The following is a 26,814-nucleotide window of genomic DNA, read 5'->3' on the forward strand; positions in this document are numbered from 1 at the left end:
AACAAAGTATTCTCGCTGTCGATGGACGGGCAACAACATCCGTCTCCTCGCCGTATGCCTAATTATTTTAGCAGATGCGCCGAATTCGACAGACGGTTTCCGGGAGCTTGTTCCCAGTAGGCATGCGGTCTACCGTGAATGCGCACAGCGAATTACAGATTCTTCTAATATTGTTATGTTAGCTCTTATGCGCAGAGTAACAATTATAATATGCTGGAAAATAAAGATTTTTTGCAGTTTTTATTTTGCCGACAAATGTAGAAATACTCTATAAATGGTATATTAAAGAGTGGAGAGAAATCTCTCAATACCAACGGATAGGGGTCTGTTGTAGGAATAGGGATAGGAGTTTGTAGGAGGATGCCGTCGTGATTCGTCAAGCTTTCCCATGGTCCATGCTTATCCTCATTCCGGGCATGACCATGCCGGTGCCTGCATATGCGGCGGATGCGGATGAGCTCGCGCGGCTGATGCAGGCCTTCGAGGCCCTCAAGGCACAGAACGAGGCCATGGCGGCTCGGCTCTCGGCGTTGGAGTCACAACAGGCTCCCGGTGCGGCGCCGACACCGGCGGCAGACAGCGATCAGGCCGACGGAACCGCTGCTCAGGAGGGTCTGGCCCGGCGGGTCGCGGAGCTGGAAGCGGCCAGGGCCGATCAGGAGCAGGTGATGCGCGCCGTAACGACCGAAAAGACCGCCCTCGAGCAGCGTGTCCGCGAGCTGGAGACCGCGCAGGCCGCCCAGAACGAGGCATTCCGTTCCATGGTCATGGACAAGGAACGGCTGGAGCACAAGCTCGCCGCGTTGGAAACCAAACCGACCCGGAGTGGGCCCGCCAGGCCCGTAACAGACGGCAAGCCCGGACCCGGCACCAGGGTCACCGCCGGCCCTGGGGTCGCGGGTCGCAATCCCCTCGCCCGCCGCGTCGCCGAGTTGGAGGACGCGAAAACCCGCCAGGACCGGACCATCGAGATCCTGTCGAAGGACAAGGCGGTGCTTGAACGGCGCGTGGTCGAGCTGGAGAGCGACGCGGCGGTCGCCGCTACCCTGGGGTCACACGGCTTGGGATCGCACGGCTTGGAGCAGCGGGTCAGTGAGCTCGAATCGGCCCGGCACGCCCAGGAAGACGCGACCCGCGCCATCATCCGCGACGCCATGACCTCTGTCGGATCAAATATCAACGACGCTGTCGCCTTGGGCGGCACCCTGGAGATAGTCACCGGCTGGAGCGAGGATTTCGACGGCACCTCCGCCAGTGATGTCTTGCTGAATACGGCGGAGCTCGATCTGGAGTTCTCGGTCAACGACTGGACCCGTGCCGGCATGGTCATCGAATACGACGATGGAAAGGACGTATCCTTCGTGTCGACCGGCGGCTTTGAGGAATCGGTGGACCGCATCAATCTGGATACGGCCTTCATCACCATCGGCGATCCGCAACGGTTTCCTCCTTACCTGACGGCGGGCCGCATCATCCTGCCGTTCGGCATCTCGACCGGCAACCCGGTGGCCGACGTGCTGACCATCGAGGACCCCTTGACGATTTCCGGCTTCGAACAGCGGCAGGTCGCCATCGGAATCGGCGCCGGATTTCCGACGCCGTCACAAACACCGCCGCTGCCCGTTACGCCACCGCCGGTCCAACCCCAGGTTCTGAAGCCCGGGTGGGACAAGCTACTCAGCAGCACCGGTTTCAAGGCGCCCACGACCTATCCCCCGCCGCCAGCGGCAATCGTACCGCCGCCCGAACCGCCGCAATTCAACCTCGCCCTCTATACATTCAACGGCGATACCTTCGCTCGCAAGCAGTCCGGTTGGCACCCCGACGACCATTTCAACCTCACCTTCGGCTACCGTACCGGCGGTCATTGCGGGAGGCCCTACGACGAGCTCACGGCGTCCGACCTTTGCCCCTGGACCCTCGACCTGGGTATCGACTATAACAGCTCGATCTTCGACAGCCGCTTCATGAGCCAGGAATACCGCAAATGGCTCGGTGATATCGGCCTGGTCCCCGGCCTTGCCGCCAGCCTCAGATCGACCCTGGGACCGGTATCCCTGGTGGGTGAGTGGAACGGTGCGATCGGTACCGCGCGCTTTACCGACGATGCGCAGAACCGGGTCTCCATCAGCCCCGGCGCCTGGCAGGTCTCGCTCGGCTATCAGCTCGACTGGAACCCCTGGATGGAGGCCATCGGCGCCCAAGGCACCTATCTCGCCATGAGTTATTCCGAGAGCCGTGATTTCGGCGGGGTCCAGCGGGACATCGACGGCGAGCGCTCACGGGTCGGTTTCCTGCCCAAACGGCGACTGCTGATCGGTGCCGGCGAATGGTTCATGGACGGCATCAAGCTCGCGATCGAATACGCTCGGGATTGGGACTATTCGAAACAAGTAGGCGGCACCGGACGTTCCGCCGATGGTCTGTTTACGAGCCTGACCTATACCTGGTAGCCCGTCGCCCAGTTTGCCCTCTTTTCAAATAGAACCGCATCATCCAGGACCTGACATCACCAGTGCTTATAGGGATTCCGCGCCAGGTTGACATTGTAGTAGCGCGGGTCGTGGCTCACGTCTTCTCCCGCCCATGCCGGTAGCTCGAAGGGCTCGTCTTCGGAACCGAGCTCCAGCTCCGCCAGCACCAACCCCGCGTTCTCTCCGGCGAACAGATCCAGCTCCCACAGGTGTCTGCCGGACCGGACCTGGTAGCGCATCTTGTCGATGGCGGGATACACCGTGAGATCCCGCAGCATGGCCTGGGCGTCTTCGATTGGAATCGGATATTCGTACTCGCTGCGCCGGACCCCCACCGTGGGCCCTTTGATGGTGAGATAGGCGGCACCATCCGTTACCCGAACCCGGACCGTCGCTTTGTCACCGTCCGCCAGATAGCCCTGCATCAAATGCGCCTCTGACTCCACATCGGAACGCCAAGAATCGTCTTTGACCAGGAATTTACGCTCGATCTCCACGCCCATTGCTCAAGCCCTCCGCGACTGTGCTTCAACCGCGCTCGAATACCGCCATCGCCTCCAGATGCGCCGTGTGCGGAAACATGTCCAGCATGCCCACCGCCCGCAGCCGATAGCCGAGACCATTCACCAAGCGGTCCGCGTCCCGCGCCAAGGTTGCGGGATAGCAGGATACATAAAGGATACGCCCGACCCCTATCGCCGGCAGCAGCTCCAACACCTGGAGCGCACCGCTGCGGGGCGGGTCCAGCAGCGCCTTGTGGAACCGCTGTGAGGCCCAAGGCTGAGGGTCTGACCTAGCGTAGAGATCGGCGGCGACAAAGCGGGCGTTGGTGATGCCGTTGTGCTCGGCATTGGTCCGGGCCCGGGCCACCAATCCCGGGTCTCCTTCCACGCCCAGGACCTCCGCGGCCCGGCGGGCGATGGGCAGGGTAAAATTCCCGAGCCCGCAGAAGAGGTCGAGTATCCGCTCGTCCGACCGGGGGGCGAGCAACACCAATGCCTGCTCGACCATCATTCTGTTGAGCCCTGGATTGACCTGGGTGAAATCCGTCGGCTGGAAATACAGGCGGACATCCGCGCCGGGCAGGTCATAGTAGAGATCCACACCCTGACCGAGCAGGGGACGAATGGTCTCGGCCCCGCCCGCCTGTACATAGAAGTGCAACCCGCAGGTCTCGCCGAAATCCGTCAGCCGGGCCACATCCCGTGCCGAGGGCGGTTCCAGGACCCGCAATACCAGTACGCAGGGACCCTCACCCATCGCCATCTCGATTTGCGGTATCCGCTGCCGGATCGAGAGGCCGTCCAGGAGTTTGGCGATAGCCTCAATGCGCTCCCCCACTGTGGGATGCAGAATATCGCAGCGCCGCAGGTCGGCGATATAAGAGGTCCCGCGCTCGCGAAACCCCACCAGGGTGCGTCCTTTCTTGGCCACATAGCGGACCCCCAGGCGGGCCTTGCGCCGATAGCCCCAGGGCGCGGCGATCAGCGGCGGCAGCCGGCGTTCAGGGCGCACCTGGCCGGTCTCTGCCAGCACTCGCTCGAGCATCTCCTGCTTCCAGCGGATCTGGGCGGCAGGGTCCAGATGTTGCAGGCTGCAACCCCCGCAGATGTCCGCATGGGGGCAAGGTGTCGGTACCCGCTCCGGGGCTGCCCGCAAGACCTCCTCTACCGTGCCTTCGGCCCGATCCTTGCGGAGCCGGGTATACCGGAACCGCACCCGCTCCCCCGGCAAGGCCCCGTGGAGGAACACCGATTTGCCGTCCACCTGGGCCAACCCCCGCCCCTCCGGCGTCAGGGATGCGATCTCCACCGCGTCGGGGGGCTTGGGGAAGGGTTTAGGCTTCTTCTTGGTCAAGGGCGGCTAGTACCCCATTTCTGCATATTTTGCGCGTAACCCGTAGGGTGGGCTGTGCCCACCAACACCGTGCCTGGCTGGTGGGCACAGCCCAGCCTACGAGCCTGAGAACATAAAATAGGGTGAAATGAGGTACTCGTACACCTGAGCGTATCGATCGGAAACAGCATGCAACCAAAGGCGTTGCGGTGGTGGTGTTGGAGGATAACTTCCCATTTTGGTGGTGGTTAATATTTAAATGATTTGTTGGGCACGTCGCCGTCCAAAGATGCGGTTCGCGGCCTGCCCCTTGTCTGTTGTGCCTAGCCATCCCTGAGGTGGTGGATAGGCCGGCACAGGCAGACATTCCTGGGGCGGTGGGCAGGCGCTCACCGCATCCTACCGGCTTTGCCCAACCTCCGAGCTTGTTTGATCCCCTCTCCCACTCCAAAGCAGTCCGGAATCCATAAAGAGCCAAGAAGTTTATCTGTCGGTCAGTGCGCACACGAGTCCGAGGTCGCTTCCGCGATCCGGTTACCGTCCGGGTCGCACACCAACACCTGCAACCTGAACCGGTCCGGGTAACGCCCGGTAAGGTCGTGTACCACCCGCTCGGCCAGGGCCCGATGGAAATCCATGAGCATGCTCAAATCCCGCATGCGCTCGGCGGCATAGCGCGCTGTCCTGGCCCGGCGGATCTCGGTGCATACCTGGAACGGCGCCCCGATCTCCGCGGCCAGATCGGCCAGCAGATCCATGTCCACCGCGCCGCGTCCGGCATGGGTCATGGATGCCCCTTGGGCCATCTTGGTGAGCTTGCCGACCATGCCGCCGATCACGACTTCACCGATGCCGACCGCGACCACCGTATCCAGCGCGGCGCTCAGAAAATCCCCCATCTGCACGAAGCAGACCGGCGCCAGGTGAGCCAGCTCCCGCAGCGCGAACTTCTCGGTGCGCCGGCCCGTGGTGAGGACGACGATACCCTGCCCTTGGGCCGCTGCAACCCGAATCCCCTGGACGACGGTAGCGCGAAACGAGGCCGTGGAATAGGGGTAGACGATGCCTGAAGTGCCCAGGATCGAGATCCCGCCCAGGATGCCGAGTCGGGGATTCAGCGTCCGCTGGGCGATCTTCTCACCCCCAGGCACTGAGATCCTGACTGCGAGCCCTTGCCGTACCAGTAGCGACCCTGCCACGGCCCGCACGTTATCGGCAATGTTGCGCCGGGGAACAGGGTTGATGGCCGGGCCGCCCACTGCGAGGCCGAGGCCCGGCATAGTCACGGTGCCGACGCCGGGACCGCCTTCGATGAGCAGGCGCCCCGGCGCCGCGGGCAGCAGACGGACATCGGCGGTCAATCGCGCGCCGTGGGTGCGATCGGGATCGTCGCCCGCGTCCTTGACCACCACCGCATGGGCGCACGACCCATCGCAACGGCCTTCGGTCACGGCAAAGCGTACCGCCTGCCCGCGCGGTAATTCACAGTCCACGCGCGCGGGTACCCGGTCCCCGACCAGGCCCAGGGTAGCGGCCCGAGCGGCCGCGGCCGCGCAGGCGCCGGTGGTAAAGCCCGTGCGCGTGCCCTTCCTTTTCTTCTGCTCCGCCACACCGAATCCCCCTCACTTCTGCGCTCCGGTGCCTACCTACGGCAGGAGGTAGGAGCAGATTCCGATGAGTCACCACCGGCGCTGCGGGAGCCCGGTCCCGGATCGTCCGCGCCGGGCCTGGTCCAGAGCGCATCGTAGAGCCCACTGGTGCGGACCAGCGGGCGGGCAATCGCCGCCCGCAAGCGTTCCTCGGTGGCGAGCAACCGGACCCGTTTTCTGGCCCGGGTGATGCCCGTATAGATGAGCTCCCGGGTGAGCACCCGGCTTTCGGTCTCGGGCAGCACCAGCAGCACCTCATCGAACTCGGAGCCTTGACTCTTGTGGACTGTCATGGCATAGACGGTCTCGTGGGCGGGCAGGCGCGACGGCAGGATGCGCCGAACGCCCGCGGCGGTGGCGAAAAACACCCGCAGGGCGCCGCCGCTCCCCGGATCGGCCAGGACCAGACCCACATCGCCGTTGTAAAGCCGCAGGGCGTGGTCGTTGGCGGTGAGCATGATAGGACGACCGGCATAGAGTTCACCGTCGCGCCGGATCAGGCCCGCGGCCTCCAGGGCCTGGGCCAGGCGTTCGTTGAGGTGGTCGACCCCTTGGGGTCCCGAGCGCACGGCACACAGGACCCGGACCCGGTCCAGCGCCAGCAGCGCCGCTTGCGGCTCCGGACTTGTCAGTACCCGCCCCATGACAGGCACCAGCCACTGCTCGATCAGATCGGTGAGGATCTGCGGCCGCGGCGCTTCCAGACCAACGTCCGGATAACGGTCATCGGCCAGGATTTGCAAGCCCGCATCCGCATCGCCCCGGTTCACGGCCCTGGCCAGGGCACCGATACCACTGTCTTTGCCGAAGCGCCAGCTCTCGCGCAGCACCAGGATCCGGTCGCCCAGGTCGGGACCGGGCGCAGTAGCAGGTGCCAGTCGGTCACCAGCCACTGCCGCGATCTCTGCGCACAGCCCCGGTGAGTAGCCGGGGGCCCGACCCCGTCCACAAAGGTCGCCGAGCACCCGGCCGGCCTCTACCGAGGCCAGTTGGTCCTTGTCCCCCAGCAAAATCAGACGGGCGCAGCCCGGCAGCGCGGCCAGCAGGCGGGCCATCAGGGGCAGATCCACCATGGAGGCTTCATCGACCACCAGGACCTCCAAGTGCAGGGGGTTGTCCGCGCCGTGGCGCGGCGTGGCGTGGCCCGGGCGATAGCCGAGCAAGCGGTGGAGGGTAACGGCCTCTTCGGGGATGCGATCCGAGGTCTGCTCGGTCACCGACAACCCCGCCTTGGCGGTGCGGATGGACTCCGAGAGCCGGGCCGTCGCCTTGCCGGTGGGGGCAGCCAAAGCTATGCGCAAGGGGGGGCCCGCTGTCTGCTCCGTCAGCAGGGCGAGGATCGCGGTCACGGTGCGGGTCTTACCCGTGCCCGGTCCGCCGGAGATCAGACACAGGTGCCGCAGCACCGCTACCGCGGCGGCGACCCGCTGCCAGTCGATGCCGCCGGTGCCGGGGAACAGGCGCCTGAGCCCTGCCCGCAGCCGATCGCGGTCCACCGCCGGCGGGGGGGAACGGACGCGTGCCAGCACGGCATCCGCCACCTGCCGTTCGAACCACCAGTAGCGCCCGAGGTAGAGCCTGCCGTGCCGGTCGAGGATGAGTGGGGCGCGTCCGCCGGGCTTGCCGACCACGGCTCGGGCACCTAAAGCATCGACCCAGACCTCCGGAGCCGGCACCCGCGGCCTGTCCGTGCCGCCATCGCCATGCAACAGAGGAAGCTCCCGGCAGCGCTCCAGATCCAGACAAACATCACCCTCCCCCACCCGGTGGCTGGCCAGGGCCGCAGCCAACAGTAGCTCGGGGGCATTGCCGCCGGCCAGGGTCTCCATCTGGCGCGCGAAATGGAGATCCACCGCCCTCAGCATGCCTTGCGCTACCGCCCGGCGCAGAAACCCCTCCATCAGACTCTCCCCACCCGCCGGCACCTGGGCGCTTCAATACCGGAATTGCGCTACCGTCCCAGCGTCGATAGCGCCCAGGGTCTGTGACATTTGGCTCTAACCAACTGTTTTACTATGTTAAATGGCTGCAACGCCCCACCGGCCCGCACCGGGGACCCTAAGGGCTCAAATGGCTAACATAGGGTCCGCTACGCGGACCTTCCAAAGGTCAACAGGACCTAGGTCTCCACCCGTCCCGCGGGTACCTGATCAGGGTTCACGGCGGACCCTGGTAAGACCGGCTTGTAGTGATGATCATCGAAATTCATGACCACATACCGGATACCCATGGTGTTTGCGATTTGGTTCAGGATGGTGATGCAGGGCATCGCGTTCTCGCTCGCGAATTTGGATAAGTACGAATAGGCACCCTCATTGCCCATGAGCCGGGCAAAGCCCCGGAGTGACCGCACCGGCTCCCCGCCCGAGTCGCGCAGACCGATATCCCGGCCTTGCTTCAGCTCGACCAGGTTGGCGCGCAGCGCAGGTGCCAACTCGTCGATGCCAACCAGAAACCCTTGTGCCCTCACGCTGCGCAAGAGGGTGTCCAACTCCCTGTCAGCGGAGTGATTATTCGCCATCGCCTCATCTCATTGTTACCAAAAAGAAACACATTATATGAAGGGCGATGGAGATAAGCACGGTAAAAATAATCAACAGTCAGCGATGTTGCGCGGCCACGCTGCCCCCGGATTACAAACGAAGTCGTTTGCACACCGGCGTAATCCGTGGACTCGAAATGCATCCTGGTCGGGTACGGCAGGCGCGTCCGGTCCCCTTTGCCACGCCGAGATCAACAGGCGCGCCTTACCCGACTTGTCGACAGGGCGCTAACTCGACCCGTCGGAAGGGGCCAACTGCTCCGGGTCTCCCCCTATCCGTTCCAAGACCTCGGAGAGCTGCTCCGTAATCAGACGCAACAGACAGGCCAGGCGCCAACCATTGGTAACGTTCAGATCGAGCTCCTCGGTGGCCACCAGATCGGCAATCGCCTGCAGGGCTGAATTGGCCAGATACAGCTGGGTGTGCACATCATCGTCCATGGCTAGGTCTCCACCCGTAGCTCGCGTACCTGATCGGAGTTCACGGCGGGCTGCGGCAAGATGGGCTTGTAGTGATGATCATCGAAATTCATGACGAGATACCGGATACCCATGGTGTTTGCGACCTGGTTCATAATGGCGATGCAAGGCATCGCGTTCTCGCTCGCGAATTTGGATAAGTACGAAAAGGCGCTCTCATTGCCCATGAGCCGGGTAAGGCCCCGGAGTGACCGCACCGGCTCCCCGTCCGGGTCGCGCAGACCGATATCCCGACCTTGCTTCAGCTCGAGGAGGCTGGCACGCAGCGCCGGCGCCAACTCGTCGATGCCAACCAGAAACCCTTGTGCCCTCGCACTGCGCAAGAGGGCGTCCAACTCCCTGGCAGCAGAGTGATTATTCTCCATCGTTTTGTCCTCTTTCGGTTCAAAAAAAGTATCATATGGGGATCGATGAAAATAATCAACATACAGATGACCTCACCGCTCGCGCCACCATACGAGCCGTCGCCAATCGCCCCATGACCGCAGACCGAGCGGATACCCGACATGCCAATCGGTGGGCATCCGGGCAGTGCCGAACAGCCAGTCCCAGAGAGCGACGGGGGAATAGTTATAGTGGTGTACCCCCATCCGATGGTGTATCAGGTGCATTTCCGGGAGCTGCATCAGGCCGGCGAGCCAACGCAGCCGGGGCGGGGTACGGACGTTGCTGTGGTGACCGATCTCCAACAGGCCCTCGATCAGCAGGGTACCGGCGGCAATCTCCACGGGGACCCGCAGGAGCTGCCCGAGACCCAACAACACCCCCAGGTTGCCGAGGGTCTCCACCGGATGACGCCACACACAAAGCTCGGCCCCCATGTGCTGCGGGGCGTGATGGAACTCATGCAAACGCCAGAGGAGGCCGTGCTTGGCGCGGTGTATCCAGTAATTGAGGCCGCTGTAGAGGAGATAAAAACCGATCAGCTGCTCGAGATCGGCAGGCTTAGCCCCGGAATCGATGGTACTGTGCCAAAGTTGGTTGGCGAGCAGGGATAGGATCAATCCCAAGCCATTGATACCCAGCCACCACCGCCACCAGCCCGGCTGTATTCGATAGGCACGCGCCGGCACCACCGACTCGATGATTTTGGCGCCTAAGAGGACCGCTACCCACATCGCGAATAGGATCGTAGACATGGTCGTTTCCCGTGGTTGCAAGGCAGGCGCGACGCGCGGAGGCAACCCATAGGAAATCGACCTGGCTCGCGATCGAACGCCAGGATCTCTCTCGTTTCAGATCAGATCTGTTTGGAAAATCGGGGTCTAGTGCATGGTGTAGAGGAACACCATCGCAACGGATGGCTTCAGAAACGCGGTCGCCGGCAGCATTGCGGTTCTACGTCCAACAATGCGCGACGAGCCGCCTGCTTGTGCTCCGACTGGGCGCGATAGGCGCGCAGCAGGGCGGCTTCCTCGTGGGGGAGACCGGGAAGATCCGAGCGATCGAGGAATTCGGTAATCCGGTCGTTTCCGTTCTGATCCGTGAGATGTCGCACGCAGAAGGGCACCCCATCACCTGTCGGTAGCCAGTCGGTACAGACTCCCTTTGTCCAATGGACGATCACCAGAGCACCTGCCGTGGGGATTCGACCTCGAAACATCTCGGTGATGCGCGTGCTCCGGATACCCATAGATCTGTTCCCAGGGCTGCTTTCTCCGATCACCAAAAATAAATTTTATCCTAGCCAAAAAATTATCATCTCTCATTTGTAGGATTTTGTTCTAAAATTGATAATAAGGATTCCTCACGGGTGCTTTGAAAAGCTCAAGGCACCCATACAGGGCAAGAACACCCTACCTTTTTCAAATACATCGGTATTTGAAAGCGGACACTCCACCGGTTAAAGCCGGTGGCTTCGAGTTACGGCTAAAAGTCCTTAAGAAGCTGTTTGGTTAATACGGACCCTCGTTGCGTTACGTCCCGTTCGACGCCGTGCCTGTCCGGGCGCGGTCGTGGGTTATTTGGCGTTGGTTGTGGGAAAAGATCCCTCCTGCATCGGGACAAGTCTGACGTGTTGGGTTACGGCGCGTTCGGCTCTGTCGCTGTGCTTCGGGATCGGACAGCGCACAGATGCGGTTCGCGGCCTGCCGGCCCCGTCCCTGGGGCGGTCGGCAGGCGCTCACCACATCCTACACCCACATTACCTTCGCGCGGCCTGCCCGCGCGGACCTCGCTTTAGGTGTAGGTTGCGTTAGCCGCGCGAGAAAACGCCTGGGTAAGCACGGCATCCAACGCGGCGTAACGCAACACGATGCCCGCTCAGGCAACACCAAATAACGCCGAACAGCTTACCGGATGTTCGAGTCGCCGAGACACCGAGTTTTCTCGGTCAAGCGCTGCTCAATCTGGACAACAGATCATCGAGCGCGTTATCGATACCAAGGGCCTGTCTTCTGGCCAACTCATAAAGTTCCTTAAGGACTTCTGCGATATTTATTCCCTCATGAAGCTCATCTTTCATTTCATCGCTGGTAGCAGCCTCGACCAGTCTACCTTCGCTGTTGTAAATCTCCACTTTGTAATTATCCATAACCGTTTCGCCTGTTGGTATTTCCCGGACAACCCGATCTGGTATTTCCCGGACAACCCGATGGGCAATCCGAATGGAATAGTCGGGGAAATCAACTCCAAAGACATCGAGTTTCTCTGTCGGTACCCAAGTCAAGCGGCCTTGTCTAGTTTTGGTCAGCAGAACATTGGAAATCTTGATGAGCTTGGCCGTGCTACGGTGAGTCATAGGGTCACCTTTATCGATCCGCCTTGATCCTTACAAGCATTTCTTGTAGATGATCGATGTGATCTGAAACAGTTGCGTTCCATCGAGCCACTACTTTGGGCTTTGGGTTTGGGCCATGGATGTATGGTTTGAGGTCCTGCTCCATGTTGGATGACAAGGTTATCGTTTGCTGGAGACGTATTTGCTGATCTTCGGCAAGCGCCGCCACATTTGCGCTACGCACAGTGATGAGGGCCTTTCTCAGCGTGGAGTAGCGGTCGGGTAGAATCTCCCAGGCTGCTTTTCGCTGCAGTGCCTTGATTTCGTTCATGGCCGAGATCGCAGCAGACAACTCCGCGACCGTGTCGATCTTTCGGATATCCCGCTGGACGTCGATGACCGCCTGTTTCGCCTTTTCGGCCGCGGATTTAGAACGCCACACGCCGACCAGTGTAAGACCAAAACCAATCAGGGTCACGATCAACCCAATCGCGCTCGCCCAATCCCCCCATCCCGACGCTAGAGCCGCATCGAGCTTCGGCCAGAAATCCACCTGAATTTCCTGGCTCTTTATGGATTCCGAACTGCCAGGGATCATGGAAAGGATACCACCGGACGTTTTGGAGTGCGGCGGCAACCTTACCCCAGTGCTTACCGGAACCGACAGCGCTTGGCATAACCGGGGGGTCGGCCAAGGGGCACAAGCCCGCCGCCGCTTTGGATTTGGCGACACCTCTGTTCCAAGTAAGGGCGCTGCGGCCGGGGGAAAGCGCCGTCGCCGCGGCGCGGGTGAAACCTCAAGTGCCTGGATTCCCGGCAACCGCCGCTGGTATCCCTGTGGTCGAGGCTGGATTCAGACGCGCCGCTTTGCCGGCGCACTCCAAAGCAGCCCGGAATCCATAAAGAGCCTTTCCTTTGGTGATTTGGCTTTGGTGCTCTTGGCACCTTGGCGGTTACAGGTTTCTCTCCCGCTCAACGTGGGTAACGATCGTCCAGGTTTGCCGGGCACAGTACCTCCCGCATGATCCCGATCAGATCCAGTAGTTGGGGGTTGCGGATACGGTAGTAGATCCGGTTCGCTTCCTTGCGCGCGGCCACGATGTTCTTGTTGCGCAGCTGCTCGAGGTGCTGGGAGATATTGCTCTGGGAGGTCCCGGTGCGTTCTACGATCTCCCCTACCGAGAGCTCCCAGCTTCCGAGTGAGCACAAAATCTTCCAACGCAAGGGATGGGCCATTGCCTTGAGGGCGTTGGCGGTCAATGCGGTATCCTCATTCTCCGGTCCTTTGGTCGCGACGAAATCAGTCATGGGTTGCTCCTGGACTTGTCTCCTCTGACGTATTGTGCCCCATCTCGAAGGATGCCATCTCAACCGTCTCCTTCTGCCTCGATACGCACATAGCCTGTCATGTCCTTGGCGATGCAGATAATGTCGGTAATCTGCCCGCCGGGGTCTTTCACGGCGGTACGGGAAAAGAGAATCGGTACCCGGCGCCCGTTCTTGGCGATAAAGCGGGCTTCGATCTTGCTCAATACGCCGGTGCGGATCAAGGCCTCGAGCCAAATCCCCATGAAAGCACCGGCCTGCTCGTCGCCTTCCTCCTCGAACACGTCGCCGATGGACATGCCGAGGAGGTCCCGCTCGCTGTAGTCGAGCATCCGGCAGGCGGTCGGATTGACCAGCTTGATCTCACCCTGGGGGGTGAGCACCAGCAGGGCCTCGCCCATGTAGGTGATGATGTTTTCGAGATACTGATTCGCCTGGGCGAGCTCCGCGGTACGCTCGGCGACCTTCTGTTCCAGCACCCGGTTGAGGTCACGTTCCTTCTCGATCAGCCGGAAGTAGGTGCTGATCTTGTTGATGAGCTGGTTGTCCTCGATCGGCTTGAGCAGGTAGTCCACCGCCCCCACGGCGTAACCCCGCTGCTGGAATTCCTCGGATTTGAAGGCGGCCGTGAGGAAGATGATGGGGATGTCGCGGGTGCGCTTGCGCAGCTTGAGGAGGGAGGCGGTCTGGAAGCCGTCCAGCTCCGGCATCTGTACGTCGAGGATGATCAGATCGATGTCCGGCTGCTGGAGCGTGACATCGATGGCCTGGCGACCGGATGTCGCCTCCAGGATTACCACCTCCATGTGCTGCTCGATCAACGCCCGAAGAGTGAACAGATTGTGGGCGTGATCGTCGACGATAAGGAGCTTAAATCCGGAATAAGGATTCATGCCGGCTGCCGTTGTTGGTGCCCGGAGGATGCACTGGTACAGCAGTCCCGAAGTACCGATAACATAGAAATCATTTTTTTCATACTCAAGGGCGCCTTGAAAAATAGGCATTTTCACCGATCAGGCGACTCTAACCCCTTGATTATTCAGGTATGCCCTTGAGGAAAATCGTATTTTTCAAGGTGCCCTCAATTCATTCTATGCTTTGGTTAATAGAGCCAGGCCCCTTATTTTCTGCAACTTCCTTAACCTTTTAGCTCCGAGAGATAGGGAGTCGCAACGAGAGACTCTTGCGTGGCCGGATCGTAAATGATTAACGTGGAGTATGAACGATAGCTACCTTGTTTGGCTTCATCTGACACCCAAATAACCCAATCAGGAATTTTATTGTCATTTAACGGTACGATAGCAACTACTTCCAAGCGAAATATCCAATCCTTAGTTTCAAGTAACGTAGCAGTATCATCAGACACAAGGTTATTCTTGGGATATAGTGCTGACAAGGTATGCTTTTCTTCGTCGCTAATCCTGAACAGCGAAGAAGGGAAAGATCGCAAATCCAATTTCGAAGATAACTTCTCGCCTATACCACGACCAGTGGCACTTCCTTCATGCACAACAGCAGCTTCAGCGAGTATTTTCAGGGCATCACATACCAGATACTCACTCTTCACCAGCTGGTTATGAATTGACTCATCAATTTCTTGTTCTGACGATAACCTATAATACTCTAAACAATTTGTCGCTGAGCTTCCACTGGCGAACTGAAGTTCTGAACGTTGAAGATCTAGCGATTCACCATAGTTCCTTTGCATGTGCAGCAAATCCTGATTGAAAACATAACCAATCTTGTGTGGTTGTACATTGGCGCTCAGATCAATCATCCATAAAAATAGAAAGAAGGCTGCATAAATCGCTTTTGTTGTTCCATTCTGTAAACAGCTTTTTGTAGCTTGTCGCTCTGTGGCGTGAATTTGCACGATGAATTTCCCGTGTTACCAGGTTAATACTCAGCGGGAACGATTGTAGTGGAATGAGGCATGTCGCAGTATTACATCAATGTGTCAAGGACCAGAATTCCTTTTCATCGACACCATTATCAGCACAACGTACCGCATCGTATACTTCCGGCAACGGGTATACGCCATCGCTCCGAAAAACAACGCCTTGGATCTGCGCACCGCAGTCGTTCCTTTGCGCCAATGCCTTGTAAGCACCCTCTTTATCCTGGATTGGAGTACCAATAACGACGGCAACGATTCCGGGACCGAGGTCCTCGTAGCGATAGGTCTTCACCTGGCCTTGCCAATCCAGAACAAAACGACAGGGTGGCGACGGCAGCAACGGCACCGCCCCCTTCTGCAGTGGGCCAATATAGGTTAAATTACAAATGTTGCCCGTATCGGTAATAGCGACTTTGAATTGGCCTGCCCGTTGCTTTATATCGGCCACCTCACCTGAATTTTCCGAACAGTCACCCAATCTGGTGAAAAGAAACAACAAACACAGAATAACTATACCTAATTGAGTTTCCAAAACCACACCTCCTTTGCTAGAGTGAAATAAGAATTCAGCCCGCCAGCAAGTTTGACCCCATTCCATACGTCGATATGATCACCCCCTCTGGGCCAACCGTCTTTGAAGAAAATAATCCCTTTTTTCCCCAAAAACTGTATATATTTCGCCTTCTTCGTCACATTCGCAGTACCCACGTCTTTCTTCTGAGTACGCAGCCACTTCGCAAGCTCTTCAGCACGCAAAATATGATTCTTATGCCCATGCCAACATCGTACTCCCCTGAAACTATTCAGGTTCATACCCACTCTCTCCAGCGCGATTCCCATCCGAATCGCACATTGGTTATTGAAGTGCGGCTTCCCTTTATCATTGGTGCAAGGGGGTTTGCCGGCATCTTTGATGTACGGGTGGTTATCCCATAGTTTTCTAAAGCTGAGCATGCTGTTGCCCTCTGATTTGGGAATCGCCTACTCCAGGAAAAGCGAATACTTTCACAATCTCTGGAGCGTGGGAACGAGCAAAACGCATTATCACCAACGTTTGGTTCTCTTCTTCCCTTCTATCTTCCCACCGCTTATTGGTGGTGCGCCTATACCCAGGTTCTTATACACGTGACTAACAAGATTGCGCGCCTGTCTTACATATCATCGCCCTGTACAACCGCTCAGCCAGACTTTCCCTTTTATGCACTGATCCTCCGTCTATTTCCGTCAAAGGGGGAACAGGGGCAGGCTTCGGTTTTTCTATAGTGACCTTGTCTTGCTTCAGTGGCGTTACGTCTTTCGTGAATTTTTCCCAAGAATCATCGTCAGACATTGTTGCCTCCAGCGCTTACGTGTTCTAACGTCTCTTGCTAGGAGACGGTCTCAGAACGATGACTGTCAACAGCCCCTAGGCTCACGCTCAGACGAGCCGCGAGTTCGTCCCGGCTCATGGGTTTGATGATAAAACCATCGGCGCCGGCGGCGCGGAAAAGCGCGCTCTGCGGCGCATCCACCGGGGTTCCCATGACCAGGATTTGGAGCTGCCGGTCGTGCTCGTTCCCACGCATGGCCCTGATCGTATCACAGGTATTCTCCGCGGACATCAAGACGGCGAGTAGCACCAGGGCACATTCGCGCTCCTCCTGCAAGGTTTCCAGGGCCTCGTCCGCATCGGCCGCCGTCTGCACCCGCAGCCCTAAGGATTCGAGCAGGGCCGTCTCGGCCACCAGGCTGTGCACCTCCCGCTCCACCACCAGGGCCCAGTGGCCGGCGAAGGACCAGTCGACGGACGGTTCACCCGGGGGTGATCCCTGCGCAGCGGTCTCCGACGCCGGGAGCGGCGGCTTGACCGCGTGGATGACCTGTTCGGAGTCCGAATGGTCAGGATCGAACTCCGCCGGCAGCGCCAGGTCGAAGCGCGCGCCTTGCCCTTCCTCGCTCCGGACACTGATCTTGCCCCCCAAGAGTCCGGCCAGCTCACGACTGATGGACAGCCCCAGGCCGGTCCCGCCGTAGCGGCGCCGGGTGGAGCCGTCGGCCTGCTGAAAGGCCTCGAAGATGACCTGCTGCTTGTCCGCCGGGATACCGATGCCGGTGTCGGAGACGCCCAGCACGAGCGGGCAGGTCTCGCCCGTAACCCATTTCGCCTGGAGGACAACGCCGCCCTGGTCGGTGAATTTGGCGGCGTTGGCAAGGAAGTTTTTCAGAATCTGGCGCAACTTGTCCCGATCGCTGTAGATGTGATCCGGGACCCGTTCGTCGATCTCGAGCGCCAGGGTGAGCCCCTTGTCCTCGAACTGGGGCAAAATGAGCTGGATCAGCTCCTGGAGCAGGGGACGCAGCTCGATCCACTCCAGGTTTACCCTAACCTGTCCGGCATCGATGCGGGAGATGTCCAGGATGTTGTCGATCAGGGTACGCAGGTCGCGACCGGCCGCATGGATGACCTCCGCCTGATGCCGCTGATCCGAGGTCAAGCCCGCATTCCGATCCGCGAGCATCTTGGACAATAGGAGGATCGAATTCAAGGGCGTGCGCAGCTCGTGGCTGATATTGGTGAGAAACTCGGACTTGTAGCGGTTGGACTGCTCCAGCTCCCGCGTATGTTCCTGTGCCGCATGCAGATGCTGCACATGGATCTCGGCCAGGGCGGTGAGCTGCTCACCCAGTTCCTTCACCTCCTGGGGGCCCTTCCAGTCGAAGCGGATGCGTTCGCCGTCGCGCAAGACCTCGCCGAGCCCCTTGGCCAGCATTTGACCGAACTGCTCCGCCCTGGTCGCGATCCAACGGGCCATTATCATGACCAGGAAGGTCATCGGCAGGACGATGGTGAGCACGCGCCCAATCAGGGCATTGCGGAAACTCTCGATGGGAGATGGGTCGACTGCGCGGCCGACCCACAGGGGGAGTGCGTCCTCGGTAAGGAACATGGGGACCCAGATCAGCTGCCGGCCCTGGTCACCCTCCCACAGCGCCAGCTTTCCGACCGCGAAGATCTCAGCCAGGCCGGGAAAGTCGGCAAAGGCCTCCGGCTCCTCGCTGATGGGCTGTCCGGGGCGTAGATAGCTGCCGTTGTTGTTGACCCAGAGCGTATCGCGGTAGAACTGGGCCAGGCCGCCGACGTCGATGCTCATCACTACCAGCCCCATGGCCGCCCCTTCCGGTCCTCCGCCGATGGCGCTGACCAGAGACAGGGTCATGAGCTTGCGGGGATCTTGGGTCCCGGCGCGCGGGTCGATACGGATACGGCTGATCATCACACTGCCCGGCTGCATCCGCAGGCCCGCCTCGAGCAGCTGCTCGTTTGGCCACTCCGGGAGCTTCGGCGTCGGATGCCAGGCGAGCGTCCTCTCGTCCCGCTCCAGCCAAAATCGCTCCTGCATGTCCGCGCCGAAAAACAAGATCTTGATGATGTCCTGTTGGTCGCTGAGGATCTGATTTACCCAGCCCGTGTAGCGGGCGCGGGCGAGATCGATCTGATCGTCATCGCCCCGATCGCCGAGGATCAAGCCCGGCTCCGGGAGCTTCGCAAGCAACCGGATCATCTCGTGGCGGCTTGCCAGGTGCTGGTCGAGATCGCGGAAATCCGCACGCAGGTTCTGCAGGTGAGCCTTTTGGTAGATGAATGCGGTGCGGTCCAACACCAGCGGTAGATTGAGAGAGATCGAGATCAGCAACGGCACCAGACCGAATACCAGGAGCAGGACGAGTATTTGAGTGCGAAGCTTCACGCCGGCCGTGCCCGTGCCTACAACCCCCGCACCAGCTCCAAAATCCGGGCGGCGTGGCCCTTGGGCTTGATATCATAAAGCGCATGGCGGATCTTGCCGTCCTTGTCCACAATGAAGGTGGAACGAACGATACCCATGCGCTTCCCGCCGCGGGTATCCTTTTCCCTCCAGACACCGTAGGCTTCACAGACCTCCCCTTCGGTATCCGCGAGTAGGCGCACATCGATGCCGTGTTTGTCCCGAAAGGCGCCGTGACTATCACAGCTGTCTTTGCTGATGCCGAGGACCTGGGTATCCAGCGTCGCGAACTCGGGTTGCAGATCCGTGAACTCGAGGGCCTCGAGCGTGCACCCCGGCGTATCGTCTTTGGGATAGAAGTAAAGCACCAGGTGGCTGTTGCCTCTGAACTGTTCCAGATTGATGCACTCCAGGTCGGCGTCCGGGAGCGAGAACTCGGGGGCTTGATCTCCGGGCTGCAGCATGTGAGGTTGCTCCAGTGATGGTGGTGGTCACCGCCGAAATTTAGGATCGACCCGGCGATACGTCAACCACAAAGAAGCGGATCGGCGCTGCTCAATTATCCTGCGAATCACCGGACGGTGATGCGTATGGTGTTTCAGTAACGTTCGGTACGAAAGCACTCCCGAAATCCATTGCATTCGGATCGACGGGACGACCAACGACCTGCTGATACAAAAATGTGAAACTATGGACTGGAGCCGGCGTGTCATTCCCTGCGGAGCGGAGGTGGGGCCTGCGTCGGGGGGCTTGCCGCTAGGGCCGCGTCCAGGAGTGAAAGGGTCGCTTCCAGACCCTGACGCACCTCCTCCAGGGCTCGCACCAGGACGGAATCAGTTTCCGCCAGTCGTCCGCAGGGCCGCCCGTTCCGGTCATCCGCGGTCTCACCTAACTGGTCGCTCGGCACACCGATCGCGTGCAGGTCGGCGGACTTGAGCTGTTTGAGATGGATTCCGCGGGCCATGGCACTGCGAGCGGGTCCGCAAGTCGTCGAGATACTCGATGCTTGGGGGCCGACGGGCAGAGGTTGCCCGTCGGTCAAGGATCACACGTGGCGTTAGGCGCCGGTGCGCTCGCGAATGGCCGCGACGACGACCTCGCTGGAGGTGGCGGCTATGTCCATCAGCAGGCCCTCGCGCTGGTAGAAATCCACCAGGGGTGCGGTCTTCTCGTTGTAGACGTCCAAGCGGTTGGAGATTGCCTCCTCGGTCTCGTCATCGCGTTGCACCACCTTGCCCTTGCACTTGTCGCACACCCCCTCTACCTTGGTCGGTGCTGACTTGACGTTATAGATAGCGCCGCAGTCGACGCAGGTCCGGCGGGTCGTGAGGCGATCCAAGATCACGTCCCGCGGTACGTCCAGGTTCACGGCCGCGTCCAGCTTGATACCGAGGTCTGACAGCAGCACCTTGAGTTGCTCCGCCTGGGGGATGGTGCGCGGGAAGCCGTCGAGTAGAAATCCGGCTAGGCAGTCGTCTTCCTTCAGGCGTTCCTTCATGATCCCCATGATGAGTTCGTCCGGAACCAGATCGCCGGCATCCATAAATTTCTTTGCCTGTTTGCCGAGCTTAGTGCCCTCCTTGACCGCGACCCGCAGAATGTCGCCGGTGGAGATCTGCACCGAGCCGTCGACGGCGGTGAGCATCTTGGCTACGGTACCCTTGCCCGCGCCGGGGGCGCCCAAAAGGATCAGCCTCATTGTCGTCTCCTCATTAGAGTTCGTGAAATGTCGGTGACCTGTCGCGGCGCGGACGGGCTCTTGTCGGCAACCGTACAGTAACTAAGTATTTTCACCCTTTCCGATGATCGGAATCAAGATTACACTGAATATTCCGCGCCCGAAACCGCTACGACATCAGGAGGACTCGCTGCCGTGTCACCTAACGCACGCAAGCTCCTAGCCACCTTGACCAGCGCCGGCATCATGGGCATGTCCCTCGCGTATAACCCGGTAAGCCGGGCCTTCGATTTCGGCGACATGATGAACCCTGGCCGATGGATGGGTGGCAACCGCGACCGCAACGACGACCATTACGGCGGACCATACGTAGGCCCTTGGGGCAGTCCCTACAGCGGAGGACCTTGGCGAGGTCCGTGGGGCGATTACGGTCCCGGTCCTTACAGTGGTGGTCCCTATGCCGTGCCCAGGTATCGTGGCGCCGTGCCGCCGCGGGTCCCCACGACACCCACCGCTAAGGCCCCTTCGGCACCTGTGACAAGCAGTCCCGCGACAAGCAGCAGCGAGATCGACGCGCTCAAGCGGCGCATCAAGGCGCTCGAATCTCAACAACAACAGCAATCATCCGCCTCCCCTCCCAACGACCGGAGAGCGACGCCGCCGTCAGGTGATGGGAGCTCCGGGCTGACCTTCCGGCCCATGGGCAGCGAGTAGCTGTCCGGTCCCCCAAACCGCGCCGAATCATTCAGGATTGCTTTTAACTAAACAGCTTCTTAAGCTCGCTTGCGCCGTGACACGGCACGGTGTCCGGGGGAGGGTGCTTGATATGCCGGCGGGCCTTCCGGATAGAGCAGGGGGGCCAGCTCCTCGAGTGCCTGTCGGTAGACCCGGCGTTTGAAGTAAACGACCTCCTGGATGGGTTGCCAATATCTCACCCAACGCCAAGTGTCGAACTCAGGCTTATCGCACGTGTCGAGGCAGAAGGTGTCCTCGCCACAGTTTACCCTGAGCATGAACCATACCTGTTTCTGGCCGATACAGAGGGGCGTGCACTGGTGGCGGATGAAACGCTTGGGGAGGCGATAGCGAAGCCAGCGTTTGGTGCTTCCGAGCAGGGTCACGTGTTGGGGGTGTAGACCGACCTCTTCCTGGAGCTCCCGAAACATCGCCTGTTTGGGGGTTTCGTCCGATTTGATTCCGCCCTGGGGAAACTGCCAAGCGTTTTCACCTGCGCGTCGTCCCCAAAATAGCCGGCGCTCGGCATTGGTCAGTATGATCCCAACGTTGGGTCTGAAACCGTCCGGGTCGATCAAGGCGACTTCTCGTAGAATGGTCTTCCGTTGCATTTTTCCACATCCGCCACTGCATGGGCAACCTGGGCTCCATAAGGTCCAGGGCGAGTGCGCATAAATTGCTGGTAGGGTGGGCTGTGCCCACCAACAACTTTGTTTGGTTAAAACAGATCTAGCGCGGTCCTGGGTTATTTGGCGTTGGTTGTGGGATCTGACGTGTTGGGTTACGGCCCGTTCGCACTCGTTCCCACGCTCCAGAGACTGTGAAAGTATTCCGGTTTTCGAAAGCGGTGGATGAAGTTACCATTTCCCGCTGAATCACGTGGTAGGAGAAAGTTTCCAGCTGGATTATGGAAATTATGTTGCTCTCATCCTATGCTCTGAAAACGTAATACTTTCACAGTCTCTCCAGCGTGGGAACGCCGTCTTGTCCGTTCCGCGGACTCAGCCCTATTGCTGATAGGCGTTGGCTGTTAGCCACCGAGACGCTTAATCGACGCTGGAGCGTCGGGTCTGCCTCCCACGCTGGAGCCTGGGGAGCCAGCCGAAAATCAATAGGTTAGTCTTTCGTTATGACAGACAGGCTCCGTCCCCGCACGAAATTCAGGGATCGTTATCCGGACTAGGTACTAGGATCCTACCGCAATCAGGAGCCCCCCTTGGCATTGGCTATCTTCGATCTCGATAACACCCTCCTTGCCGGGGATTCCGACTATCTCTGGGGTGTCTTTCTCGTCGAGCGCGGAATTGTGGACAAGGACGAATTCGCGCGCGCGAACGAGCGCTTCTACCGCGAATACCAGGAGGGAGACCTGGACATTCACGAGTTCTTGCGTTTTTCTTTTCGTCCCTTGCGAGACAATCGGCCGGAAGACCTGAAGCGCTGGCGCCGGGACTTTCTGCGCGAGAAAATCGAGCCCATCATCTTGCCGCCGGCATGTGAGCTGGTGGAGCGCCACCGTGCGGCCGGAGATACCCTGCTTATCGTTACCGCTACCAACCAGTTCGTAACCGCTCCCATCGCCGAGCGCTTAGGTATACCTAATCTGATTGCCACTATTCCCGAGCAGGTGAACGGCCACTACACGGGCGAGGTGACGGACATACCGGCCTATCAAGCAGGCAAGGTGGAACGATTATTGGACTGGTTGGAGGAAACCGCTACCGAACTTGCGGGTAGCACCTTCTACAGTGATTCCCACAATGATATCCCCTTGCTCGAGCGGGTAGATCATCCGGTGGCAACGGATCCCGACGATCGTTTGCGACGCTATGCCCATGATCGGGGTTGGCCGATTATCTCCTTGCGGGGACAAAGCACGCCCTGACGGGATAAGACGCTGGCCCGGACACCGACCAGAGCGGGAGCAGGCAGGGAACAGTCGGCAGGGGGCAGGGACGACAGCCGGGTTCGTCCCTGAACCCAGCCGATGGGCCAGGCGGCGTCAGAGATCGATAAGCCGTCAGGCGTCGAACGCAACACGTCAAACTTGTCCTGACGCAGGAGGGATCTTTCCCCCCAAACAGCGCCGAATCATTCAGGATCGGTCTTGTTTGATCCCGGCGCTGTTCGGCGTGATTTGGTGTTGCTCGCGAAGGTGTCTTTTTAATCCACAGATTCCGCAGATTTTCACGGATCATTTCGTTCTTAATCTGCAGAAATCTGCGGAATCTGTGGATAAAGAAAGTCCGGTCCTCCAAATCACGCCAAATCATTCAGGATTGCTTTTAACCGGACGGCTTCTAAGATCGCCGGCGGAAAAGCAAAACCGCGCCGAAAGGCGCGGTTTTCTGCCGCACATCCCTGTGCAGGATTCCTAAAGGAGAGGAGCGAAATCCTTACTTCTTGGGCTCGGCGGGAGCCGGGGTCGCTGGGGCCGCGGGAGCCGCGTAAGGGTGGGGGTAGCCGCCACCATAGTAGGGGGCACCATATCCACCCCAAGGACCACCACCCCAACCATAGGGACCATAACCGTAATAGTCGCGATAGCGGTTGTAACCGCGGCCCCAACCGCGTCCACCACCGGACATGTTCATGTTGAAGTCGCCCCAACCGTCACCGAACATGTCGTTCCACCAGTTGTTGTCGTTATAGCCGCCGCCGGGCCAACCACCCCAAGGACCTCCCCCCCACCAAGCGGAAGCGGAAGCGGAAGCGCCAAGCAGCACGGCGACGGCAGCGGCAGTAGCGAGCTTTTTCATTTGGTTTCTCCTAATAGCAGAGGATTGAATCCGGTGCAGTGAGCGAAGGCGTTTTGTGCACCGTCGGTACATATAATATTAGAATTTCATTATTTTAGAAATTACTTTTTTCTATCGGGCTCAACCGGAGGATAGATCAGACGCAACGGAGCGGATCAACCCGCCACCCCCGCGCCGGGATCCCCAGCCGTTTCGCGCAGCCGGCGCGTAACCTTGAGCAGATCTTGCCAGGCCTTGGATTTTTGCTCCGGGGAACGCAGCAGGTAGGCCGGATGATAGGTAACGGTCAATGGGATCTCGTCGGGGCCGAACGCGAACCAGCGCCCCCGCAGCTTGCCGATCGGGTCATCCGTCTTAAGTAGCTTCTGCGCCGAGATACGACCCACCGAGAGCAGTACGCGCGGGCGCACCAGCGCGATTTGGCGCATGAGGTAAGGCTCGCAGCGCAGGGTCTCCTCCGGCCGTGGGTCCCGGTTCCCCGGCGGGCGACACTTGAGGATGTTGGCGATAAAGACCTGCTCGCGCTCGAATCCGATGGCCGCGAGCATCAGATTGAGCAGCTGTCCGGCCCGCCCTACGAAGGGCTCGCCCTGGCGGTCCTCGTCGGCCCCCGGGGCCTCGCCGACGATCATCAGGTCGGCCCGGCGGTTGCCCACGCCGAACACGGTCTGGGTCCGGGTCTCGCAGAGCTCGCAGGCGCGACAGGCAGCCACGGTCTCGCTCAGGCGCTCCCAATCCATTCCGGCAACTCCGGCGGTAGGGAGGACGTCGGGTGCCGCCTCGGGGGGCGGCTCGACCTCGACGTTGGAAGGTCCTGCGGATTCGGAAGCCATGCTATCCCCCTGGTGCACCGGCGGCGGTACTTCTTCAGGTCCTTGTCCAAGCCCTTGGGTATCCCCATCCGCAGCGCGCAGCCGCCACACCTGCACGCCCATGGCACCCAGATAGCGGCGGCTGCGCTCCGGATCCATTAGACATCCCCGGTCCGGGGGTGCGCCCGCTCACGCGGCTGCAGGAGCTTGTTGCAGGCGTTGATGTAGGCCTTCGCGGAGGCGATGACGATATCCGTATCCGCCCCTTGACCATTGATGATACGGCCCCCTTTCTCCAAGCGTACCGTGACTTCACCCTGGGCATCGGTACCGCTGGTGATGGCATTGACCGAGTAGAGCTTGAGTACGGTCCCGCTGGCGACGATGGTTTCGATGGCCCTGAAAGTGGCATCTACCGGACCGCCGCCGATGGAGATTCCGGGCTTTTCCTCCCCGTCCACGGCGAGCACCAGGTGTGCCTTGGGGGTCTCCCCGGTCTCCGAGCAGACCCGCAGGGACACCAGCTTGATGCGCTCGTTGGTGGCGTCCAGGTTGGTGTCCGTCACCAGGGCCTGCAGGTCCTCGTCGAAGATCTCGTGCTTCTTGTCCGCCAGGTCCTTGAAGCGGGCGAAGGCGGCGTTGAGGTCCTCTTCCGAGGCGAAGCTCACGCCCAAGTCCTGGAGCCGCGCGCGGAAGGCACTGCGCCCGGAGTGCTTGCCCAGCACGATGCGGTTCTCACTCCAACCCACGTCTTGGGCCCGCATGATCTCATAGGTCTCACGGCTCTTGAGCACCCCGTCCTGGTGGATACCGGACTCGTGGGCGAAGGCATTGGCACCGACGATGGCCTTGTTGGGCTGGACGGCGAAACCGGTGATACCCGACACCAGGCGCGAGCAGGGGACGATTTGCGTCGTATCCAGACGGGTGTCGCAGTCGAAGTGATCCCGGCGCGTGCGCACCGCCATGACGATCTCTTCCAGGGCGGCGTTGCCCGCCCGCTCCCCGAGACCATTGATGGTGCATTCCACCTGGCGCGCGCCGTTGCGCACCGCCGCCAATGAGTTGGCGGCGGCCAATCCCAGGTCGTTGTGGCAATGCACCGAGAACACCGCCTTATCCGAGTTGGGCACGTGCTCGATCAGGGTCCGGATCAGATCACCGAACTGATAGGGGACACTGTAGCCCACGGTATCCGGGATGTTCACGGTGCGGGCACCGGCGGCGATGACCGCCTCCAATATCCGGCACAGGAAATCGCGCTCGGAGCGTCCCGCGTCTTCGGGGGAGAATTCCACGTCGTCCGTGTAGCGGCGGGCCCGCCGGACCGCGTGCACGGCCTGGGCCACCACCTCGTCCGGGCTCATGCGCAGCTTCCTCTCCATATGGATAGGAGAGGTGGCGATAAAGGTGTGGATGCGGGCCGATTCGGCGCCGGCCAGGGCCTCTCCGGCACGGTCGATGTCCCGGTCCAGGGCGCGGGTGAGCCCGCAGATGGTGCTGTCCTTGACGCCGGCGGCGACGGCCTTCACCGCCTCGAAGTCACCCGGGCTGGCAATTGGGAACCCCGCCTCGATGACATCCACCCGCAGCCGTTCCAGGGCCTTGGCGATGCGGACCTTCTCCTCCCGGGTCATGGAAGCACCCGGACTCTGCTCGCCGTCACGCAAGGTGGTGTCGAAGATAATCAATTGCTCTTTGTCGCTCATGTGCTCGCTCTCGCGTCACCACATCCATCGCTTAAGGACGCATGCAGCGCTGTTTCGTTCGATCGGAGATAGTGCGTGCCGTCTGGCCCCCGCCGGGGCTTGGGTGTACTTTTGCCCCTCAGGGCAGCAGAGGACGCGCGAGCAGGAGCCGACGCAGGAGAGGGGGCGCCATCGGTTGGGACTGGGACGCAAACAGCTGCGCCTTCGGAGGTGCCGTCGGGCTCGACATGATCTTAAGGATTCACATGTTACAGGGTGAATATAGCCTATCCTTTCGGGAGTGCCAAGCACCGCGCATGCAGGCCGCGCGGGGATAACGTAGGTGTGGATACTCTGTTCCAGTGCAAATCCGATGCTGGTTCTCCAAATTGGTCAAACCGGTTAGGATGGTTACCTGGTTCCCCGACCCCGGACCCGCGCCTACCGACCTTGTATATGCAGGCTCACGAACG

The 26,814-nt window shown here is 60.2% G+C and carries 27 protein-coding genes; 3 read left to right on the forward strand and 24 right to left on the reverse strand.

From position 1 onward, the window contains the following. Positions 1–368 precede the first annotated feature (368 nt). Entirely contained in the window at positions 369–2,453 is a 2,085-nt protein-coding gene (locus tag E1958_RS02650) for a hypothetical protein (RefSeq protein ID WP_133510481.1), read from the forward strand. A gap of 56 nt (positions 2,454–2,509) precedes the next feature. Here the strand turns inward: E1958_RS02650 and E1958_RS02655 are convergent, their stop codons facing one another. The 20 genes from E1958_RS02655 to E1958_RS02750 all read right to left on the reverse strand — a co-directional run bounded on the left by E1958_RS02655 (position 2,510) and on the right by E1958_RS02750 (position 20,368). Further along, on the reverse strand, positions 2,510–2,977 hold the full coding sequence (locus E1958_RS02655) for a CYTH domain-containing protein (protein ID WP_089729840.1): 468 nt from the start codon (positions 2,975–2,977) through the stop codon (positions 2,510–2,512). Positions 2,978–3,002: 25 nt separating this feature from the next. Further along, positions 3,003–4,331, reverse strand: a complete 1,329-nt coding sequence (gene rlmD, locus E1958_RS02660; protein WP_133510482.1) for a 23S rRNA (uracil(1939)-C(5))-methyltransferase RlmD — start codon at positions 4,329–4,331, stop codon at positions 3,003–3,005. A gap of 473 nt (positions 4,332–4,804) precedes the next feature. Next, positions 4,805–5,920 (reverse strand): cobalt-precorrin-5B (C(1))-methyltransferase, encoded by a 1,116-nt coding sequence (locus E1958_RS02665; protein WP_133510483.1) that lies wholly within the window; start codon positions 5,918–5,920, stop codon positions 4,805–4,807. 32 nt (positions 5,921–5,952) lie between these two features. Beyond that, complete coding sequence (gene recD, locus E1958_RS02670) at positions 5,953–7,860, reverse strand: exodeoxyribonuclease V subunit alpha (protein WP_133510484.1); 1,908 nt, start codon at positions 7,858–7,860, stop codon at positions 5,953–5,955. Positions 7,861–8,078: 218 nt separating this feature from the next. Next, entirely contained in the window at positions 8,079–8,480 is a 402-nt protein-coding gene (locus E1958_RS02675) for a hypothetical protein (protein WP_133510485.1), read from the reverse strand. A 249-nt stretch (positions 8,481–8,729) separates the two neighbouring features. Then, positions 8,730–8,942, reverse strand: a complete 213-nt coding sequence (locus E1958_RS02680; protein WP_133510486.1) for a hypothetical protein — start codon at positions 8,940–8,942, stop codon at positions 8,730–8,732. Positions 8,943–8,944: 2 nt separating this feature from the next. Continuing rightward, complete coding sequence (locus tag E1958_RS02685) at positions 8,945–9,346, reverse strand: hypothetical protein (RefSeq protein WP_133510487.1); 402 nt, start codon at positions 9,344–9,346, stop codon at positions 8,945–8,947. Between the two features lie 72 nt (positions 9,347–9,418). Further along, the gene (locus tag E1958_RS02690) at positions 9,419–10,120 is read right to left on the reverse strand and encodes a sterol desaturase family protein (protein WP_133510488.1); all 702 of its coding nucleotides are present in this window, start codon (positions 10,118–10,120) and stop codon (positions 9,419–9,421) included. Between the two features lie 167 nt (positions 10,121–10,287). Next, the gene (locus E1958_RS02695; RefSeq protein WP_133510489.1) at positions 10,288–10,614 is read right to left on the reverse strand and encodes a hypothetical protein; all 327 of its coding nucleotides are present in this window, start codon (positions 10,612–10,614) and stop codon (positions 10,288–10,290) included. Positions 10,615–11,313: 699 nt separating this feature from the next. Continuing rightward, the gene (locus E1958_RS02700; RefSeq protein ID WP_089729312.1) at positions 11,314–11,721 is read right to left on the reverse strand and encodes a hypothetical protein; all 408 of its coding nucleotides are present in this window, start codon (positions 11,719–11,721) and stop codon (positions 11,314–11,316) included. A 10-nt stretch (positions 11,722–11,731) separates the two neighbouring features. Next, the gene (locus E1958_RS02705) at positions 11,732–12,298 is read right to left on the reverse strand and encodes a hypothetical protein (RefSeq protein ID WP_133510490.1); all 567 of its coding nucleotides are present in this window, start codon (positions 12,296–12,298) and stop codon (positions 11,732–11,734) included. 374 nt (positions 12,299–12,672) lie between these two features. After that, positions 12,673–13,008: an ArsR/SmtB family transcription factor gene (locus E1958_RS02710; protein ID WP_133510491.1), complete on the reverse strand. Its 336-nt coding sequence runs from the start codon at positions 13,006–13,008 to the stop codon at positions 12,673–12,675. A gap of 59 nt (positions 13,009–13,067) precedes the next feature. Then, positions 13,068–13,919, reverse strand: coding sequence for a response regulator (locus E1958_RS02715; protein WP_133510492.1), 852 nt, complete (start codon positions 13,917–13,919; stop codon positions 13,068–13,070). A 245-nt stretch (positions 13,920–14,164) separates the two neighbouring features. Then, positions 14,165–14,899 (reverse strand): hypothetical protein, encoded by a 735-nt coding sequence (locus tag E1958_RS02720; RefSeq protein ID WP_133510493.1) that lies wholly within the window; start codon positions 14,897–14,899, stop codon positions 14,165–14,167. A 76-nt stretch (positions 14,900–14,975) separates the two neighbouring features. Then, complete coding sequence (locus tag E1958_RS02725) at positions 14,976–15,455, reverse strand: hypothetical protein (RefSeq protein ID WP_133510494.1); 480 nt, start codon at positions 15,453–15,455, stop codon at positions 14,976–14,978. After that, complete coding sequence (locus E1958_RS02730) at positions 15,440–15,877, reverse strand: type VI secretion system amidase effector protein Tae4 (RefSeq protein WP_133510495.1); 438 nt, start codon at positions 15,875–15,877, stop codon at positions 15,440–15,442. The genes E1958_RS02725 and E1958_RS02730 overlap by 16 nt, the downstream gene beginning before the upstream one ends. 413 nt (positions 15,878–16,290) lie before the next feature. Next, positions 16,291–18,651, reverse strand: a complete 2,361-nt coding sequence (locus E1958_RS02735; protein WP_133510496.1) for an ATP-binding response regulator — start codon at positions 18,649–18,651, stop codon at positions 16,291–16,293. Between the two features lie 17 nt (positions 18,652–18,668). Next, positions 18,669–19,133 carry a peroxiredoxin gene (locus E1958_RS02740; RefSeq protein ID WP_089725691.1) on the reverse strand — a complete coding sequence of 155 codons (465 nt, stop codon included), beginning with the start codon at positions 19,131–19,133 and terminating at the stop codon, positions 18,669–18,671. Positions 19,134–19,378: 245 nt separating this feature from the next. Next, the gene (locus E1958_RS02745; RefSeq protein WP_133510497.1) at positions 19,379–19,711 is read right to left on the reverse strand and encodes a hypothetical protein; all 333 of its coding nucleotides are present in this window, start codon (positions 19,709–19,711) and stop codon (positions 19,379–19,381) included. Positions 19,712–19,726: 15 nt separating this feature from the next. Continuing rightward, positions 19,727–20,368, reverse strand: coding sequence for an adenylate kinase (locus E1958_RS02750; protein WP_133510498.1), 642 nt, complete (start codon positions 20,366–20,368; stop codon positions 19,727–19,729). Positions 20,369–20,542: 174 nt separating this feature from the next. On the opposite strand from E1958_RS02750, the gene E1958_RS02755 reads away from it, so the two are divergent. Next, on the forward strand, positions 20,543–21,061 hold the full coding sequence (locus E1958_RS02755; RefSeq protein WP_207787569.1) for a hypothetical protein: 519 nt from the start codon (positions 20,543–20,545) through the stop codon (positions 21,059–21,061). Between the two features lie 59 nt (positions 21,062–21,120). On the opposite strand, the gene E1958_RS02760 is transcribed toward E1958_RS02755, so the two are convergent. Beyond that, on the reverse strand, positions 21,121–21,660 hold the full coding sequence (locus tag E1958_RS02760) for an RNA pyrophosphohydrolase (RefSeq protein ID WP_089725698.1): 540 nt from the start codon (positions 21,658–21,660) through the stop codon (positions 21,121–21,123). A 638-nt stretch (positions 21,661–22,298) separates the two neighbouring features. On the opposite strand from E1958_RS02760, the gene E1958_RS02765 reads away from it, so the two are divergent. Next, complete coding sequence (locus E1958_RS02765) at positions 22,299–22,967, forward strand: histidinol-phosphatase (protein ID WP_133510499.1); 669 nt, start codon at positions 22,299–22,301, stop codon at positions 22,965–22,967. Between the two features lie 511 nt (positions 22,968–23,478). Here E1958_RS02765 and E1958_RS02770 read toward each other — a convergent pair. From E1958_RS02770 to E1958_RS02780, 3 genes are all read right to left on the reverse strand, one after another. Further along, on the reverse strand, positions 23,479–23,841 hold the full coding sequence (locus E1958_RS02770; protein WP_133510500.1) for a sulfur globule family protein: 363 nt from the start codon (positions 23,839–23,841) through the stop codon (positions 23,479–23,481). A gap of 155 nt (positions 23,842–23,996) precedes the next feature. Next, positions 23,997–24,812 (reverse strand): uracil-DNA glycosylase, encoded by an 816-nt coding sequence (locus tag E1958_RS02775; protein WP_133510501.1) that lies wholly within the window; start codon positions 24,810–24,812, stop codon positions 23,997–23,999. Next, the gene (locus E1958_RS02780; RefSeq protein WP_133510502.1) at positions 24,812–26,362 is read right to left on the reverse strand and encodes a 2-isopropylmalate synthase; all 1,551 of its coding nucleotides are present in this window, start codon (positions 26,360–26,362) and stop codon (positions 24,812–24,814) included. Before E1958_RS02780 ends, E1958_RS02775 begins: the two co-directional genes overlap by 1 nt. Positions 26,363–26,814 lie beyond the last annotated feature (452 nt).

It is taken from the genome of Candidatus Thiosymbion oneisti (assembly GCF_004359955.1).
GTDB classification, from domain to species: domain Bacteria; phylum Pseudomonadota; class Gammaproteobacteria; order Chromatiales; family Chromatiaceae; genus Thiosymbion; species Thiosymbion oneisti.